General features: G+C 63.0%; 18 protein-coding genes and 1 tRNA gene. 10 read left to right on the top strand and 9 right to left on the bottom strand.

The features are described 5' to 3' along the window. The first annotated feature begins 268 nt into the window (after positions 1-268). Positions 269-1,240 (top strand): alpha/beta hydrolase, encoded by a 972-nt coding sequence (locus RTP54_RS26985; protein WP_312366811.1) that lies wholly within the window; start codon positions 269-271, stop codon positions 1,238-1,240. Between the two features lie 27 nt (positions 1,241-1,267). Here the strand turns inward: RTP54_RS26985 and hisN are convergent, their stop codons facing one another. Together hisN and RTP54_RS26995 are read right to left on the bottom strand one after the other, a co-directional pair. After that, the gene (gene hisN / locus RTP54_RS26990) at positions 1,268-2,041 is read right to left on the bottom strand and encodes a histidinol-phosphatase (RefSeq protein WP_112817095.1); all 774 of its coding nucleotides are present in this window, start codon (positions 2,039-2,041) and stop codon (positions 1,268-1,270) included. Positions 2,042-2,353: 312 nt separating this feature from the next. Next, a complete protein-coding gene (locus tag RTP54_RS26995; protein ID WP_312366931.1) occupies positions 2,354-3,235 on the bottom strand; it encodes an N-formylglutamate amidohydrolase in 882 nt (293 codons plus the stop codon). 195 nt (positions 3,236-3,430) lie between these two features. Here RTP54_RS26995 and cpdR1 point away from each other — a divergent pair, with 195 nt between their 5' ends. The 3 genes from cpdR1 (at position 3,431) to RTP54_RS27010 (ending at position 5,112) form a co-directional block, all read left to right on the top strand. Next, entirely contained in the window at positions 3,431-3,793 is a 363-nt protein-coding gene (gene cpdR1, locus RTP54_RS27000; protein ID WP_025424823.1) for a response regulator CpdR1, read from the top strand. Between the two features lie 273 nt (positions 3,794-4,066). Then, a tRNA-Val gene (locus RTP54_RS27005) sits at positions 4,067-4,141 on the top strand. Between the two features lie 278 nt (positions 4,142-4,419). Next, the gene (locus tag RTP54_RS27010) at positions 4,420-5,112 is read left to right on the top strand and encodes an alpha/beta hydrolase (protein WP_312366820.1); all 693 of its coding nucleotides are present in this window, start codon (positions 4,420-4,422) and stop codon (positions 5,110-5,112) included. Between the two features lie 107 nt (positions 5,113-5,219). Here RTP54_RS27010 and RTP54_RS27015 read toward each other — a convergent pair whose 3' ends face one another. The 4 genes from RTP54_RS27015 to RTP54_RS27030 form a co-directional block, all read right to left on the bottom strand. Further along, the gene (locus RTP54_RS27015; protein WP_112807503.1) at positions 5,220-5,492 is read right to left on the bottom strand and encodes a hypothetical protein; all 273 of its coding nucleotides are present in this window, start codon (positions 5,490-5,492) and stop codon (positions 5,220-5,222) included. Between the two features lie 35 nt (positions 5,493-5,527). Beyond that, positions 5,528-5,710 carry a hypothetical protein gene (locus RTP54_RS27020; protein ID WP_112833932.1) on the bottom strand — a complete coding sequence of 61 codons (183 nt, stop codon included), beginning with the start codon at positions 5,708-5,710 and terminating at the stop codon, positions 5,528-5,530. A 115-nt stretch (positions 5,711-5,825) separates the two neighbouring features. Continuing rightward, on the bottom strand, positions 5,826-6,764 hold the full coding sequence (dapA, locus tag RTP54_RS27025; protein WP_312366823.1) for a 4-hydroxy-tetrahydrodipicolinate synthase: 939 nt from the start codon (positions 6,762-6,764) through the stop codon (positions 5,826-5,828). Positions 6,765-6,775: 11 nt separating this feature from the next. After that, positions 6,776-7,276: a hypothetical protein gene (locus RTP54_RS27030; protein WP_312366825.1), complete on the bottom strand. Its 501-nt coding sequence runs from the start codon at positions 7,274-7,276 to the stop codon at positions 6,776-6,778. A 300-nt stretch (positions 7,277-7,576) separates the two neighbouring features. Here RTP54_RS27030 and ilvD point away from each other — a divergent pair, with 300 nt between their 5' ends. Together ilvD and RTP54_RS27040 are read left to right on the top strand one after the other, a co-directional pair. Then, positions 7,577-9,415, top strand: a complete 1,839-nt coding sequence (gene ilvD / locus RTP54_RS27035; RefSeq protein ID WP_112807511.1) for a dihydroxy-acid dehydratase — start codon at positions 7,577-7,579, stop codon at positions 9,413-9,415. A gap of 164 nt (positions 9,416-9,579) precedes the next feature. Beyond that, on the top strand, positions 9,580-10,008 hold the full coding sequence (locus RTP54_RS27040) for a lipocalin-like domain-containing protein (RefSeq protein WP_312366828.1): 429 nt from the start codon (positions 9,580-9,582) through the stop codon (positions 10,006-10,008). Positions 10,009-10,043: 35 nt separating this feature from the next. Here RTP54_RS27040 and RTP54_RS27045 read toward each other — a convergent pair whose 3' ends face one another. Continuing rightward, entirely contained in the window at positions 10,044-10,448 is a 405-nt protein-coding gene (locus RTP54_RS27045) for a GFA family protein (RefSeq protein WP_312366830.1), read from the bottom strand. Positions 10,449-10,613: 165 nt separating this feature from the next. Beyond that, positions 10,614-11,021, bottom strand: coding sequence for a GFA family protein (locus RTP54_RS27050; RefSeq protein ID WP_162719508.1), 408 nt, complete (start codon positions 11,019-11,021; stop codon positions 10,614-10,616). Between the two features lie 100 nt (positions 11,022-11,121). Between RTP54_RS27050 and RTP54_RS27055 the strand changes: the two genes are divergently transcribed. Further along, a complete protein-coding gene (locus tag RTP54_RS27055; protein ID WP_312366833.1) occupies positions 11,122-11,580 on the top strand; it encodes a MarR family winged helix-turn-helix transcriptional regulator in 459 nt (152 codons plus the stop codon). Between the two features lie 145 nt (positions 11,581-11,725). Here the strand turns inward: RTP54_RS27055 and RTP54_RS27060 are convergent, their stop codons facing one another. Continuing rightward, positions 11,726-12,172 (bottom strand): MarR family transcriptional regulator, encoded by a 447-nt coding sequence (locus RTP54_RS27060; protein ID WP_312366835.1) that lies wholly within the window; start codon positions 12,170-12,172, stop codon positions 11,726-11,728. A gap of 61 nt (positions 12,173-12,233) precedes the next feature. On the opposite strand from RTP54_RS27060, the gene RTP54_RS27065 reads away from it, so the two are divergent. The 3 genes from RTP54_RS27065 (at position 12,234) to RTP54_RS27075 (ending at position 14,467) form a co-directional block, all read left to right on the top strand. Beyond that, positions 12,234-12,962, top strand: coding sequence for a thioredoxin family protein (locus tag RTP54_RS27065; RefSeq protein ID WP_312366836.1), 729 nt, complete (start codon positions 12,234-12,236; stop codon positions 12,960-12,962). 199 nt (positions 12,963-13,161) lie between these two features. Continuing rightward, complete coding sequence (locus tag RTP54_RS27070; protein ID WP_112807686.1) at positions 13,162-13,626, top strand: DUF1579 domain-containing protein; 465 nt, start codon at positions 13,162-13,164, stop codon at positions 13,624-13,626. A 70-nt stretch (positions 13,627-13,696) separates the two neighbouring features. Continuing rightward, positions 13,697-14,467 carry a VOC family protein gene (locus RTP54_RS27075; RefSeq protein ID WP_312366837.1) on the top strand — a complete coding sequence of 257 codons (771 nt, stop codon included), beginning with the start codon at positions 13,697-13,699 and terminating at the stop codon, positions 14,465-14,467. The last annotated feature ends 186 nt before the right edge of the window (positions 14,468-14,653 follow it).

Raw genomic sequence — 14,653 nt, forward strand, 5'->3', positions numbered from 1 at the left:
AAGACACGCCATTCCAACTTTCTTGCGCCCGGTGAACGGCGCATGAATGGACGGTTCGGCCACGGTTCAGATCGTCAGGCGTAGAACGGCGACACTGGGAGGAAATCTCCTGGGGCTGAAGTGACATGTCCCTTCTCCTTCAGCGGCCGGAAACGGTGATCGTCCGGATTTCACCCACCGTTTCCGGCTTTTTTCTTTGACGGCGCCAGGCCTGCCGCCTATCCCTGATGATACCGATCAACGCGTTTTCACCCTGGTTTCGTCCGTCATGCCCACGATCCTTCGCTCCACCCCTGACAATCCGATACCGGACAATCACGTGGCGGGCTTCTTCGATGGAGCCGGCGGCCGCAAGATCCGCTATGCCATCTTCAAGACCAGGACGCCGGTGGCGCGCGGCACCGTCGTCTTGCTGCAGGGCCGCAACGAATCGATCGAGAAATACTTCGAGACCATCGCCGATCTCAACGCGGCCGGTCTCTGGGTCGCGACCTTCGACTGGCGCGGCCAGGCGGGTTCCGAGCGGCTTTTGCCGGAGCCGGGGCGCGGGCATGTCGAGCGCTTCTCCTATTACGAACGCGATCTCACCACCTTTCTCGAGCAGATCGTCCTGCCGGACACGCGGCTGCCGTTTTCGATCGTCGCCCATTCCATGGGCGCGCTCGTCGCGCTCTCGCTCGCACCTGTCCTGTCGAGCCGCATCGACCGGCTGGTGGTGCTTGCTCCCTTCGTCGGCCTCGGCGACCAGGTGATCGGCGAGCGCAGCATTGCGGGCATGGCGACCATGATGCGCTGGCTCGGTCTCGGGCAATTGCCATTGCACGCAGACAAGGGCAATCGCCCCTTTGAAAACAATGTGATGACCGCCGATCGCCGCCGTTATGCGCGCAACGTCGCCTTGAGCGAAGCCTATCCGGAGTTGCGGCTCGGGCCGCCCTCGGCGCGCTGGCTGACGGAAGCCTTCCGCGCGATGCGGCGCGTCACGCGGCGCGAGCACCTGACCCGCATCACCCTGCCGACGATCATCCTCGCGCCGACGGCCGACCGGCTGGTGCCGCATCTCGCCGTCGAATGGCTGGCGCGCAATTTCCGCGCCGCTCACATGATCCCGATCGACGGCGCCCGCCACGAATTGCTGCACGAGGCCGATCGCTATCGCGCCCAGGCGATGGCCGCCATTCTTGCCTTTGTCATTCCCGATGAAGATGAGACGGACGAGGGCGAAGGCGAAGCAGCCTGAAAGGGCGTACGCCAGCGGTTGCCGCGATCAGCCTTTTAGAATTTGCAGCGCCTGCGCATGCAGTTCGGCGCTGCCGGCTGCGATGACTTCGCCGCCCATTTCCGCCGGGCCGCCCTGCCAGTTGGTGACGATGCCGCCCGCCTGCTCGATCAGCGGGATCAGACCACCGACGTCATAGGGCTTCAGCCCGCATTCGATCACAAGGTCGACATGGCCTGCCGCCAGGAGCGCGAAGGCGTAGCAATCGCAGCCGTAGCGGAACAGCCGCACCTTGTCTTGCAGCGCCTCGAAGCGGATCTTGTTGTCGCCGGCATAAAGATGCGGCGACGTCGTGAATAGCACAGCGTCCGAAAGGCTGTCGCAGGCGCGGGTCGACAGCACCTTGTCGCCGTCAGGGCCGCGATAATGCGCCGTCTTGCCGTCGGCAAAGAAACGCTCGCCGGTAAAGGGCTGATCCATCAGCCCCATCACCGCATCGCCGTTGCGGTAGAGACCGACCAGCGTGCCCCAGACCGGCAGACCGGAGATGAAGGCGCGCGTGCCGTCGATCGGGTCGATCACCCAGACATATTCGCGGTCGAGCCCGACATTGCCGTGCTCCTCGCCCAGAATGCCGTGATCGGGGAAATTCGCCTCGATCAGCGCCCGGATCGCCGCTTCCGCCGACTGGTCGGCTTCCGTCACCGGATCAAAACCGCCCTCGAGCTTGTTGACCACGCTCGTGCCGATCCTGAAGCGCGGCAGGGTTTCCGCCTTGGCGGCATCGGCGAGACGGTCGAAAAAGGAGCGGTCAGGTAGCATGTCACTCTCTTTAGGGAGGGAAGAAGGAGGGTCCGATCTGAATAGACGATATTTGCAGAAAGGCAAACGGCCGAGCAACCACGAAGGAGCAGTTCGGCGCCTGTCTCCGCCCCCGCCTTGCCGCGTCGCCGCGGTGAAATTCCTTTGCCGCACTGCAAAAGTTTTCACTCGCTCAACTTGACAATTGTGCAGTGCAATATTAGGGTTTTCATGCAGTCACTCGTGACTGTAAATACCCTCCTTGGGTGTTTCCTCCCTAGACTTAACCGCGCCACTGGCGCGGTTCTTTTTGAGGTCTGACGGGAAAAGCCATTACTCCGCGGCAAGCGGCAGATAGGCGCCATAATCCTCGACATGCCGCGAAAGCGACGCGATGAAGCTGGTGAGATCGGCGACCAGCGCGGCGAAACCGGGCTTCCTGATGAGCGTCGTCTCGTCGACATAGAGCCCGCGGTTGATCTCGATCTGCAGCGCATGCAGACCGCGGCTCGGCCGGCCGTAATGTTCGGTGATGAAACCGCCGGCATAGGGCTTGTTGCGCGCGACCGTGTAGCCGAGCTCCTGCAGCAGATCCACGGCCATCCTGGACAGCTCGGCTGCGGCGCTGGTGCCATAACGATCGCCGATAATGAAATCCGGCCGCTGGGCGCTACCCGGAAGATGCACATTGCCCGGCATCGAGTGGCAGTCGATCAAGACCGAGAGCCCGAATTGCACATGCGTCCGGGCAATCAGCTTGCGCAGGGTCGCATGATACGGCTTGTAGATCGTCTCGATCCGCTCCAGCGCCTCTTCGACGGGGAAACGGCCGCGATAGATTTCCATGTTCTCGGCGACAAGCCGGGGCACGGTGCCAAGACCGCCAGCCACCCGCATCGAGCTGATATTGGCGTGCGGCGGCACTGGCCCGTCGAACATGCGCGGGTCGAGTTCGTAAGGCTCGCGATTGACGTCAAGAAAGGCTCTCGGGAAATGCGCCAGAAGCATCGGCGCGCCGAGGAACGTCGCGTTCTGGAACAGCTCATCGACGTAATGATCTTCGGACCGGCGGATCGCCAGCGCATCGAGACGCGACTGATCGAGAAAGGCCTGTGGATAAGAGCGGCCGCTGTGCGGTGAGTTGAATACGAAGGGAATACGCTGGCTTGCAGGTTCCAGAACCTCAAACAGCTCCCTCTGCGCCATCTCCCCCATCGGAACCCTTTTTACCATGTCCGGTTCTTGCCGTTGTCATCATGTTGCCAGTTGGCCGGCTCTGTGTCCATAGTGGGCCCAATGCGGTATATGGGGAGTTGACGCGCGGCGTTCACGAGATATTTACCCCGTTGCGGTTTGGATAGAACGCCGCAATCCATGCGCAATAAATAAAGAGAAGCAACGGCTGAGTTCATGACTGTGAAAATCCTTCTTGCCGAAGACGACAACGATATGCGCCGGTTCCTGGTAAAGGCGCTCGAAAAGGCTGGCTACAAGGTCATGTCCTACGACAACGGCGCCAGCGCCTATGACCGCCTTCGCGAAGAGCCCTTCTCGCTTCTCCTGACCGACATCGTCATGCCCGAAATGGACGGCATCGAGCTTGCCCGCCGGGCGACCGAACTCGATCCCGACCTGAAGGTGATGTTCATTACCGGTTTTGCCGCCGTCGCGCTCAACCCGGATTCGAAGGCTCCGAAGGACGCAAAGGTCCTGTCGAAGCCCTTCCACCTTCGCGACCTCGTCGACGAGGTCAACAAGATGCTGGCCGCCTGAGGCCGGGCATTTTTTCCACAGCCGCTGCCACCGTCTGCAACAGTCGAGACGGATTGGCGCGGATTTCAAATCGACCGCCGCGATCCACAGGGATCTTCGGCGGTCTTTTTATTTCAGTGACTTACGCTGAAAGCCCGGAATTCCGGGGCTTCCGGCGGGCGACAAAAGGCGGCGCAAAGCGGCCGAAAACGCCCTTCGAAATTTCTGTCAAAAAACCTGCACAAACCCTATTGACGCGACAGCGGGTTCTATGGTCTATGCGCCTCATCGGATGGGCGTGTAGCTCAGCGGGAGAGCACTACGTTGACATCGTAGGGGTCACAGGTTCAATCCCTGTCACGCCCACCATCCTTTACTCAGGCGAACGTCCCCATCGCCTGGAACCTTCCCAGAGACGGCATTGTATACGAAGACGTAGCAGGTGCAGCCGCGCCGCGTGATGTTTCGCGCGGCCAGATCGCGACGGCGTCCGCCCGTCCCGGGGCACTGCGCCATGGATCAACCGGCCTTGCCGCCCTACCTTGATCTCGTGAGCTCAAGGCATCCACCCGTCATCAAGCCGACGCCACGGCGAGGCAAGAATGCCCGAACTCCGAAAACCCACCTGGGAACGAAAGGAACGGACTATGCCGGCCATCAAGAATATCGTGCTTGTCCATGGTGCCTGGGGTGACGCCTCGCATTGGCGCCACGTCATACCCCCGCTGCATGCCAAGGGTTACAACGTGAGGGCAGTGCAGAACCCGCTGACCTCGCTTGCCGACGACATCGACCGGACATCGCGGCTGGTAGCGGCACAGGACGGCCCGACGCTGCTGGTCGGCCACTCCTATGGCGGCGCGGTGATCACCGGCGCCGGTCATGCCGGAAATGTCGCGGGCCTTGTCTATATCGCCGCCTTCGCGCCCGACGAGGGCGACAGCCTCGGCAGCATCTTCGCCCGGCGCGATCCGCCTTCAGGGGCCGGCAGCATCCGGCCGGACGAGGATGGTTTCCTTTGGCTCGAGCAGGCGACGTTCCGCCAGAGTTTTGGCCAGGATCTCGGCGAAACCGAAGCGCTGGTCATGGCTGTCGCGCAAAAGCCGATTGCGGGACGCTGCTTCGAGGACAAGTCCGGCCCGCCGGCCTGGAAGGTGAAGCCCAGCTGGTATCAGGTGTCGAGCCGCGACAACATGATACCGCCTGAAACCGAACAGTGGATGGCCGAACGCATCAAGGCGAAAAAGACGATCACGCTCGATGCGAGCCATGCGTCCCTGGCTTCGCACGCCCCCGAAGTCATCGCACTGATCGAGGAAGCGATCGCCTCGCTCGCCTGACGCCACCCCCTGCGCAATCCACTGCCCCGGGACATGTCTCGATCTCCGGGGCAGAATGGCCGTGCTCGACGCACCCGCCAACGCGCCAGCGCAACAGCGCTTGGAGGTCAGGCGCGGCGCTGAGGCTGCCTGCGTGCCGTGGATTTGCCGACGAACGGTCCGAGATCGATGGCAGATCCTTCCGGGGCCCGGCAAACGTCCTCCGGATGGCGGTCGCTTGCTTCCACCGCGAAATGGATTGCCGCGTCCTCGTTGGTGAAAAGCCCTCCGACCAGTCCCTTGCGATCGGACACGACCCACCATCCGTGGCGATCACGCCCGACAACGAAACGCGCCCGCGCCTGGAAACCGCGCCGCACCTGCTGCTGCATACTGCCCATGGTCCAATGGTCCTCGTTGATGAAAATGCGGCAACTCAGCCGGCAAGCCAGGGAATGACGATCTGGATGGCATAGGCGAGCACGAGCACGATACCGAGACGGATGCCGATCCCGACAAAGGCGTCGCGAACGACGCTGTTGTCGGCGGCGCAGGCCTCGGTCTCCTGCGACCTGCGTCTCTGTTCCGCCTGCGCAGCAAGATGGGGAAAGCGTGACATGATCTGTCTCCTTTGATGTGTCTGGTGCGTGGCAGTGGCCCGAGCGGCTGTGCACAACGGCAAGAGCCGTCCAATCTGCGATGACATCGAGCGACCCGGCCGATCTCGGTTGGCTTCAACTGGCGAGCGCCAGCGGCACATGCGGGCTCGCATGCCTCTCGACGCGGGTCTCGATGAGCGGCTCGAGAGCCGAGCGGATCTCGGCCGCCGTCTCGGGCGACACCGCCGTCAGCGGCAGACGCACCTCGGGGCTGAGGCCCCGCGCCAGATGCAGCGCGTACTTGATCGGCCCCGGATTGCTTTCGCGCTCAAGCGCCGTGAACAGGGGCTGCAGGCGCTGGTGGATGGCGATGGCCGCCTGGCCGTTGCCGGTCGCAATCGCGTGGTGCAGCGACACCATCAGCCGCGGAACGACATTCGCCGCCACCGAAATGGTCCCTTGCCCGCCGCAAAGATTGAACGGCAGCGCCGTCTGGTCGTTCCCGGAGAGGTGGGCAAGCCGCGCCTTGAGCGACGGCGACGACCCGAGAAAGCGTCCAATATCTCCCGTCGCATCCTTGATGCCGGCGATGCCAGGCAGTTGCGCCAGTCGTTCGAGCGTGCGCGGTGCGATATCGACACCGGCGCGCGACGGCACGTTGTAGATGATCACGGGCAGATCGACGGCCCCGACCACCGCCTCGTAATGGCGGTAGATCCCCTCCTGCGAGGGTTTGTTGTAGTAGGGCGCGACGATGAGCGCCGCGTCGGCGCCGAGCGCCTTGGCCTCCGCCGTGCGTTCGATCGTCGTCTCCGTGCAATTGGTGCCCGTCCCGGCGATCACCGAGATCTTTTTTTCCGCCACCTCGAGGCAGCGCTCGATGACCATCGACCACTCGGCGCGCGAAAGTGTCGCCGCCTCGCCGGTCGTGCCACAGGCGACGATGCCGCAAATGCCGTGGCGGACCTGCCACTCGACGAGCGACATCAGGCCGATGGCGTCGACCTTGCCGTCCTTGAATGGCGTAATCAGCGCCGTAACCGCCCCTTCGAGGCGGAGCGAATGATCGCTCATGGAAATATCCTTCAGGTTGGAAGATGACCGCGGCCGGTGCTGCCGCTTGCAATGGAAAAAGCCCGGCAGCAGTTGAGGAAGGCAGCAAGGATCGCCGAGGCCAGATCGGCATGGCGCCCCTTGAACGTGACACGACCCGCCCCCTCGGGAGCGTAGCGCAGGGTGCACGTCCAGATGCCGCACTCATGGCTGAGTGTGCGCAGGCAGAGCTTGGCCCGTGTCGATGTCGTCAGATGGATGATGGCATCGACCAGCGCGTCCGCTGCCATCAGTTCGCGAAACCGCCGCGACGGCCAGTCGAACGGCGCAAGGTCGGTTCCGTCGCGAAGCAGCCGCACGGCCTCCCAGACATGATGTTCGCGAAGGCGGCGAACCGCCGCGATGCGAACGAGCAGAAGCTTCAGGCCGTCCGGCCCGCCTTCAACAGGGTCAGCCCCTTCGAAGCGGTCGAGACGGGGTCGGTGATCGGACGTATCGGAACGATGGCGAAAGCTGAAATCGTGAAGGGTCATGATATCCACCCGTTGTCGATGGGTGAAAGCTACCTCTGCCCCGCGTCCGGTTTCGATTGCGACTTGCAACGGCCGGCATAAGATTTTCATAAGGGCATCGCCTAACCGGTGTGCAAGGCTGGAACACGGCGCTAGACTGGCGAAAGGGGCTCATATCCGGCCGGAATGCAGGCGATATCGCGTCGAAATAATCTGACGCAAAAGATGACGCGCACGCAATTTTGCGCTAGGTAGCCCTGCACTGGCGGTCGGTGACCGTCCTATCAGCCAATGACATTTCGTCCTTGAAGGAAAACGTCCATGCCTGCCTATCGCTCCCGCACCACCACCCACGGCCGCAACATGGCCGGCGCCCGCGGCCTTTGGCGCGCGACGGGCATGAAGGATGGCGACTTCGGCAAGCCGATTATTGCGGTGGTCAACTCGTTTACCCAGTTCGTGCCGGGCCACGTGCACCTCAAGGACCTCGGCCAGCTCGTCGCCCGCGAGATCGAGGCGGCCGGCGGCGTCGCCAAGGAATTCAACACCATCGCCGTCGATGACGGCATCGCCATGGGCCATGACGGCATGCTCTATTCGCTGCCGTCGCGCGAAATCATCGCCGACAGCGTCGAGTACATGGTCAACGCCCACTGTGCCGACGCCATGGTCTGCATCTCCAACTGCGACAAGATCACCCCCGGCATGCTGATGGCGGCGCTGCGCCTCAACATCCCCGCCGTCTTCGTGTCCGGCGGGCCGATGGAGGCCGGCAAGGTCGTGCTGCACGGCAAGACCCACGCGCTCGACCTGGTCGACGCCATGGTCGCCGCCGCCGACGACAACATTTCCGACGAAGACGTCAAGGTCATCGAGCGCTCCGCCTGCCCGACCTGCGGCTCCTGTTCCGGCATGTTCACCGCCAACTCGATGAACTGTCTGACCGAAGCCCTCGGCCTGTCGCTGCCGGGCAATGGCTCGACGCTGGCGACGCACGCGGATCGCAAGCGCCTGTTCGTCGAGGCCGGCCACCTGATCGTCGACATCACCCGCCGCCACTACGAACAGGACGACGAAAGTGTCCTGCCGCGCAACGTCGCCTCCAAGCAGGCCTTCGAAAACGCGATGGCACTCGACATCGCCATGGGCGGCTCGACCAACACCGTCCTGCACATTCTCGCTGCCGCCCATGAGGGCGAGGTCGATTTCACCATGGCCGACATCGACCGGCTGTCGCGCAAGGTTCCCTGCCTTTCGAAGGTGGCGCCGGCCAAGAGCGACGTGCACATGGAAGACGTCCACCGCGCCGGCGGCATCATGTCGATCCTCGGCGAACTCGAAAAGGGTGGCCTGATCAACCGCGATTGCCCGACGGTGCACAGCGAAACCCTCGGCCACGCCATCGACCGCTGGGACATCACCCGCACGACGAGCGAAACCGTGCGCAAATTCTTCAGCGCAGCACCCGGCGGCATCCCGACCCAGGTCGCCTTCAGCCAGGAAGCCCGTTGGGACGAACTCGACACCGACCGCGAAAAGGGCGTCATCCGCTCGGTCGAGCATCCCTTCTCCAAGGACGGCGGCCTTGCGGTCTTGAAGGGCAACATCGCGCTTGACGGTTGCATCGTAAAAACCGCCGGCGTCGACGAGAGCATCCTGAAATTCTCAGGGCCCGCCCGTGTCTTCGAAAGCCAGGATTCCTCGGTCAAGGCAATCCTTGCCAACGAGATCAAGGCCGGCGACGTCGTCGTCATCCGCTACGAAGGTCCGAAGGGCGGCCCGGGCATGCAGGAAATGCTCTATCCGACGAGCTACCTGAAGTCGAAGGGCCTCGGCAAGGCCTGCGCTCTGATCACCGACGGCCGCTTCTCCGGCGGCACCTCGGGCCTTTCGATCGGCCACGTTTCGCCGGAAGCGGCCAATGGCGGCACGATCGGCCTGGTGCGCGAAGGCGACATGATCGACATCGACATCCCCAACCGCACGATCAGCCTGCGGGTCGACGAGGCGGAACTTGGCCGCCGCCGCGCCGAGCAGGACGCCCAGGGCTGGAAGCCGGTCGAGATCCGCAAGCGCAAGGTGACAACGGCGCTGAAGGCCTACGCGGCCTTTGCCACCTCGGCCGACCGCGGCGCCGTTCGCGATCTCGGCGATCTCTGACCGAACGACATTTCAAGAGACCGTAAGCCCCCGTTCGCGGGGGCTTTTTTCTGGACCGCCGGAGGTCCGTCCCTCTTTGCGTGCCATCGACGGCATCCGGCGACCTGTTCCACGCGCGATTCACCTGCTATTTTAGATTTACCTAATCTTCATAGGGGCGAACGATGGCGGACGCGACAGATCTGCTCGGCACGTGGAAAATGCTCACCTGGACCCGAAAGGCGGTAGCATCGGGTGTGGTTACCGATGCCATGGGTCCCGACCCCGTCGGCTATCTCTCCTACCAGCCGGATGGCCGCATGACCGCCGTCGTCGTCAAGCGCCAACGCCCGGTGCCGAACGGCGCCACGCCGACCGATGAGGAAAAGGTCGCGCTGTTTGATTCCATGCTCGCCTATGCCGGTGGCTATTCGCTCGAGGACGGCAAGATCGTCCATCATGTCGATGCCAGCTGGAACCCAATCTGGGGCGCGTCGGACCTGATCCGCCCCTATATCCTCGACGGAACACGGCTGGTGATCCATAGCGCTCCCGGCATCGACCCGACCACGGGCGAAGAGGTCACCTATCATCTCGAATTCCGCAAGGTCTGAAAGACGCCGTTGCCCCTCGCCGGGCCACCGCCGTATCACAGATGCCGCGTCTCGGCCGGCGGATGGAACCAGTTGTTGTTGCGCCCGTCCATGTACTGGACCGGCACCTCCGCGAGCACGGTGGGATCGACGTCGTCGAGCGTCGCGACGTTGACGGAGTAATAGGCGCCGCCGATCTCCTCGATATAGCCGTGGCCGAAGGCGGCGATGCCGCAGGTCTTGCAGAAGCGATGATGCACGCTGTCGCTGCCGAAGTGGTAGTCGGCGATATCGACCTCTTCGGCCTGCAGTCGGAACGCATCCGGCTTCACGATCGCGCCCCAGTAGCGCTTCTTCCAGCAGATCGAGCAATTGCATTTGCCCGTACCCGCATCGAGATCGATGTCGGCCTCATAGCGGATCTTTCCGCAATGGCAACTTCCCCGATAGGTCATTTTCATCGCCTTCACTCCCGGATCAGAACGACGCCCGTCTTGAACGCCAACATGACAATTTGTTGTCATTTATCTCGCATATTGACAATACGTTGTCAATTGCGGGATTGGCGGGATTTTGACGAACAGGCCGGTGGCTCGACGGGCGGCGCGCCCGATGGTGGAGGCGATCTAGAGATGCCTGACCTCGGCGGGGGCGTTCTCCCAATTGTCGTTGCGACCATCCATGTAGACGACGGGCGCCTCGGCAAGCGCGGCCGGGTCCACCCCATCGAGGCAGGCGAGATTGATGGAATAGTAGGCGCCGCCCAGTTCCTCGACATAGCCATGGCTGAACGATGCGATGCCGCAGGTCCGGCAGAAGCGGTGATGCCCGACCCTGGCGCCGAACTGATAGTCGCCGATATCGGCCTCCTCGCACACCAGCCGAAAATCGCCGGGCCGCACCTGCGCGCCCCAGTAACGCACCTTGGCACAGAGCGAACAGTTGCACTTGGTCGTGCCGGCATCGAGGTCGAAATCGGCCTCGTAGCGCACCGCGCCGCAATGGCAACTGCCCTTGTAGGTCCGCTTGGCCACGGCAAACTCTCCCGCTTCGATCAAAACGCTTGCGACAGGCACGCCACCATGACAACATGCTGTCATCACGCACCATGCCACATTGGTAGTCACTGTCAACATGACCGATCCCGTTCGCACACCCGCCGGAAACGCCTTTGCCGAGTTCGCCATCTCCGTGTTGCGCCTCGCCGGCCCGTTGACGGCGGCGGGCGACGTGCTTGCGAAGCCCTCCGGGCAGTCCGCCGCCCGCTGGCAGGTGCTTGCAGCCGCCAGCCACGCACCGATGTCGGTCGCCGATGCCGCCCGCACGCTTGGCCTTGCGCGACAGGGCGTGCAGCGTATCGCCGACCTGCTCGAGGAAGAGGGGCTGATCGCCTATGGCGACAATCCGGCGCACCAGCGCGCCAAGCTAATGATGCCGACGCCGCGCGGCGAAGCGGTGCTCGATGACATCAAGGCGAGACAGGCCGTCTGGGCCGATGCCTTCGGCGCGCAACTCGGTGAGGAGCGGCTGAAGCAGGCATCAGCGTTGATCGGCGAGGCCATCGCCCTTCTGCGTGATCGTCCCTCTGCGTGACCGTCAGGCGGCCGGTTGGAGGATCGCCGGCAAAGGCGGGACGCGATTGCGTCAGGAACAGACGCACGGACGAACAGATCGAGTGCATCGACCGTTCCGCTATCCGAAAAAGCCAGGCTCGCGACCACCTGACCATGTAGCCGAGCTAGGCAAGCTGCTGGAGATCATTGCGCAAACGCTCCGGCCCGCCCTGCCCGAGCCTCTCGTCGACGAGCGCATGCGTCGTCTTCCAGATCGGTACGGCCTGCGCCAGCAGGCGTTCACCCTCAGGCGTCAGCCGCAGCCGACGCGACCGCCGATCCTCCTCGTCGGCAAAGATCTCGACCAGCCCGCGCCGCTCCAGCGGTTTCAGCGCCGCCGTCAGCGTCGTTCGGTCCATCGCCAGAAGCAGCGCCACGGCGCGCATGTTCGGTGGGCTGGCGCGATTGAGCGACATCATCAGGGAGAACTGGCCATTGGTGACATCGAGCGGGCGCAGCGCATCGTCGAACTGGCGCGCGATCGCACGGGCCGCACGCTGGACATGCAGACACAGACATGTGTCCTTGACGAACGCGGTGGTCTCGAACGGGATGGTCGGTGTTTTTGACATTGCTGATTAATGTTGATATCAACATAATTAGTCAAGTGCAACGTTGGAAGGAGGAACGGGCATGAGACAGGAGCACGCAGTCGTATCGCCGCGTGAATGGCTGAAAGCGCGAAAAGCGCTTCTGGATCTCGAAAAGGAACACACCCACTTGAGGGACAAGGTGAACGCGGCGCGCCGTGCCTTGCCCTGGGTCAAGATGGATAAGCCCTACGTATTCGACACGCCGGACGGCCGGAAATCGCTCACGGACCTTTTCGACGGGCGCAGCCAGCTCGTCGTCTACCACTTCATGTTCGGCCCGACCTGGGAGGCCGGATGTCCCGGCTGCTCGTTCCTCGCCGATCACTTCGACGGCATGCTGCCCCACCTCAATCACCACGATGTCACCCTGATCGCCGCCTCGAATGCCCCGCTGTCGAAGCTGGACGCCTACAGAAGGCGCATGGGCTGGCACTTCCCCTGGGTTTCGGCCGAGGGCAACGGCTTCAATCGCGACTTTCACGTCACCTTCACGCCCGACGAACTTGCTGGCGGCACGGTCGTCTACAATTTCACCGAATTGGACAGTGCCAACGCCCACGAGGAACTGCCCGGCCTCAGCGCCTTCCAGATGACGGACGACGGCAGCGTCTACCACACCTACTCCACCTATGCCCGCGGGCTGGAGGAAATGGTCGGCACGCTGATGCTTCTCGATCGCGCACCCAAGGGGCGAAACGAGGATGGCACACAAGGCTTCGTGCGTCGCCACGACGAATACGAGGAAACGCCGCGCCGAAAGGCCGGTTGAGCCCGCCGGCATCGCGCCCCGGGCGGAACCTTTCCGCTCCGGGCGCGTTATTTCCCGCTAATATCCCGGATCGCCGCGTCGCATCCGGATCGACCGTATCGCATTCCTGATCGACCGGTTCGCGTCCCGGATCTGTTTGCCCGGATCTGTTTGATCGTGTCCCTGATCGATTTTCACACGCATGGAAGAGGATGCTTCGGTGAAGACGGAACCGGAAGAAGCTCATCGCTGGCTCGAACAATTGCTCGGCGACTGGACCGTGCGCACGGAGGGCGTCCCCGAAACGGGCACGCCATGGACAGAAAAAGTCCGCAGCCTCCAGGGGCTCTGGGTGGTCTGCGAGGGCCAGGGCACCATGCCCGACGGCAGGTTCGGCCAGACCGTCATGACGCTCGGCTTCAACCCCGAAACCCGGCGCTTCGTCGGCACCTGGGTAGGCTCCATGATGACCCATATGTGGATCTATGACGGCGAGCTCGAACCGGACGGGCTGACGCTATCGCTTTACGCTGACGGCCCGGACTTCGATGCGCCGGGAAAGCTGGCGAGTTATCGCGACGCGATAACCCTTGAGGGCCAGTCCCGGCGATGGCTTGCCGCCCATGTCAGGACGCCGGATGGAGCTTGGAAGGAACTGATGACGGCAGAATACAACCGTCTTTGACCTTGCGTTTCATCGACCGCGCCCGGCCGGGATCGGTCGGCCGCTTCCATTTGCAACCGGAGGACAGAATATGGCAGGCCATCACGGCAAATTCGTCTGGTACGAGTTGATGACCACGGATACGAAATCTGCAGAGACCTTCTACAGGGACGTCGTCGGATGGGACGCGCGCGACGCCGGCATGCCGGGCGTGAGCTACACCCTGTTTACCAAGGGTGACCAACAGGTTGCTGGCCTGATGACCATGCCCGAGGGCGCACTGGAGATGAACGTGCCTCCCGCCTGGCTCGGCTATATCGGTGTCGACGACGTCGATGCGGCAGCCGCGACGGTCGCTGCCAAGGGCGGCAAGATCCACCGCGCACCCGACGATATCCCCGGCATCGGCCGCTTCGCCATCGCCACCGATCCCCATGGCGCAGTCTTCGCCCTGTTTAACGGCATCGGTGACCCACCCCCGGCCGTCGACCCGATGTCTCCCGGTCAGATCGGTTGGCACGAACTGATGTCCGGCGATCTCGACACGGCCTTTCCCTTCTATTCCGAGAGCTTCGGCTGGACGAAGGATCACGCCATGGACATGGGCGACATGGGCATCTACCAGATCTTTGCCATCGACGGTGCGCAGGCCGGCGGCATGATGACCAAGCCAAAGGATATCCCGTCCCCCTACTGGCTCTATTACATCACCGTCGCCGCACTCGACACCGCCATCGAGCGCATCAAGTCCGGTGGCGGCAAGATCGTGCTCGAGCCGATGGAAGTGCCCGGCGGCGCCTGGATCGTTCAGGCACTCGACCCGCAAGGCGCGCTCTTCGCCCTGGTCGGTCAGCGAGGTTGACCTGACGGAAATCGGCCCGCCCGGCGTCCGTCGATGGGCTCCGGACGGGCGGACGACTAGCGTCTGCGCCACAGGTTGCCATGACAACCGTCAGGACCTGCGCTGCACGCATCCCTCAGTTGCGGTTTTACCCATGGTATTTTAGGGTATTTCAGGGATATTTAACACCTTATGCGATAGTACTGT

This window comes from Ensifer sp., assembly GCF_031989085.1.
Taxonomy (GTDB): domain Bacteria; phylum Pseudomonadota; class Alphaproteobacteria; order Rhizobiales; family Rhizobiaceae; genus Ensifer.

Coding starts and splice junctions, on each gene's coding strand:
- RTP54_RS27065 (WP_312366836.1), top strand. CDS start 12,234: ATGAGACAGGAGCACGCAGTCGTATCGCCGCGTGAATGGCTGAAAGCG.
- dapA (WP_312366823.1), bottom strand. CDS start 6,764: ATGAGCGATCATTCGCTCCGCCTCGAAGGGGCGGTTACGGCGCTGATT.
- RTP54_RS27075 (WP_312366837.1), top strand. CDS start 13,697: ATGGCAGGCCATCACGGCAAATTCGTCTGGTACGAGTTGATGACCACG.
- RTP54_RS27060 (WP_312366835.1), bottom strand. CDS start 12,172: ATGTCAAAAACACCGACCATCCCGTTCGAGACCACCGCGTTCGTCAAG.
- RTP54_RS27055 (WP_312366833.1), top strand. CDS start 11,122: ATGACCGATCCCGTTCGCACACCCGCCGGAAACGCCTTTGCCGAGTTC.
- RTP54_RS27045 (WP_312366830.1), bottom strand. CDS start 10,448: ATGAAAATGACCTATCGGGGAAGTTGCCATTGCGGAAAGATCCGCTAT.
- RTP54_RS27015 (WP_112807503.1), bottom strand. CDS start 5,492: ATGGGCAGTATGCAGCAGCAGGTGCGGCGCGGTTTCCAGGCGCGGGCG.
- hisN (WP_112817095.1), bottom strand. CDS start 2,041: ATGCTACCTGACCGCTCCTTTTTCGACCGTCTCGCCGATGCCGCCAAG.
- RTP54_RS27030 (WP_312366825.1), bottom strand. CDS start 7,276: ATGACCCTTCACGATTTCAGCTTTCGCCATCGTTCCGATACGTCCGAT.
- RTP54_RS26995 (WP_312366931.1), bottom strand. CDS start 3,235: ATGGGGGAGATGGCGCAGAGGGAGCTGTTTGAGGTTCTGGAACCTGCA.
- RTP54_RS27020 (WP_112833932.1), bottom strand. CDS start 5,710: ATGTCACGCTTTCCCCATCTTGCTGCGCAGGCGGAACAGAGACGCAGG.
- RTP54_RS26985 (WP_312366811.1), top strand. CDS start 269: ATGCCCACGATCCTTCGCTCCACCCCTGACAATCCGATACCGGACAAT.
- cpdR1 (WP_025424823.1), top strand. CDS start 3,431: ATGACTGTGAAAATCCTTCTTGCCGAAGACGACAACGATATGCGCCGG.
- ilvD (WP_112807511.1), top strand. CDS start 7,577: ATGCCTGCCTATCGCTCCCGCACCACCACCCACGGCCGCAACATGGCC.
- RTP54_RS27040 (WP_312366828.1), top strand. CDS start 9,580: ATGGCGGACGCGACAGATCTGCTCGGCACGTGGAAAATGCTCACCTGG.
- RTP54_RS27010 (WP_312366820.1), top strand. CDS start 4,420: ATGCCGGCCATCAAGAATATCGTGCTTGTCCATGGTGCCTGGGGTGAC.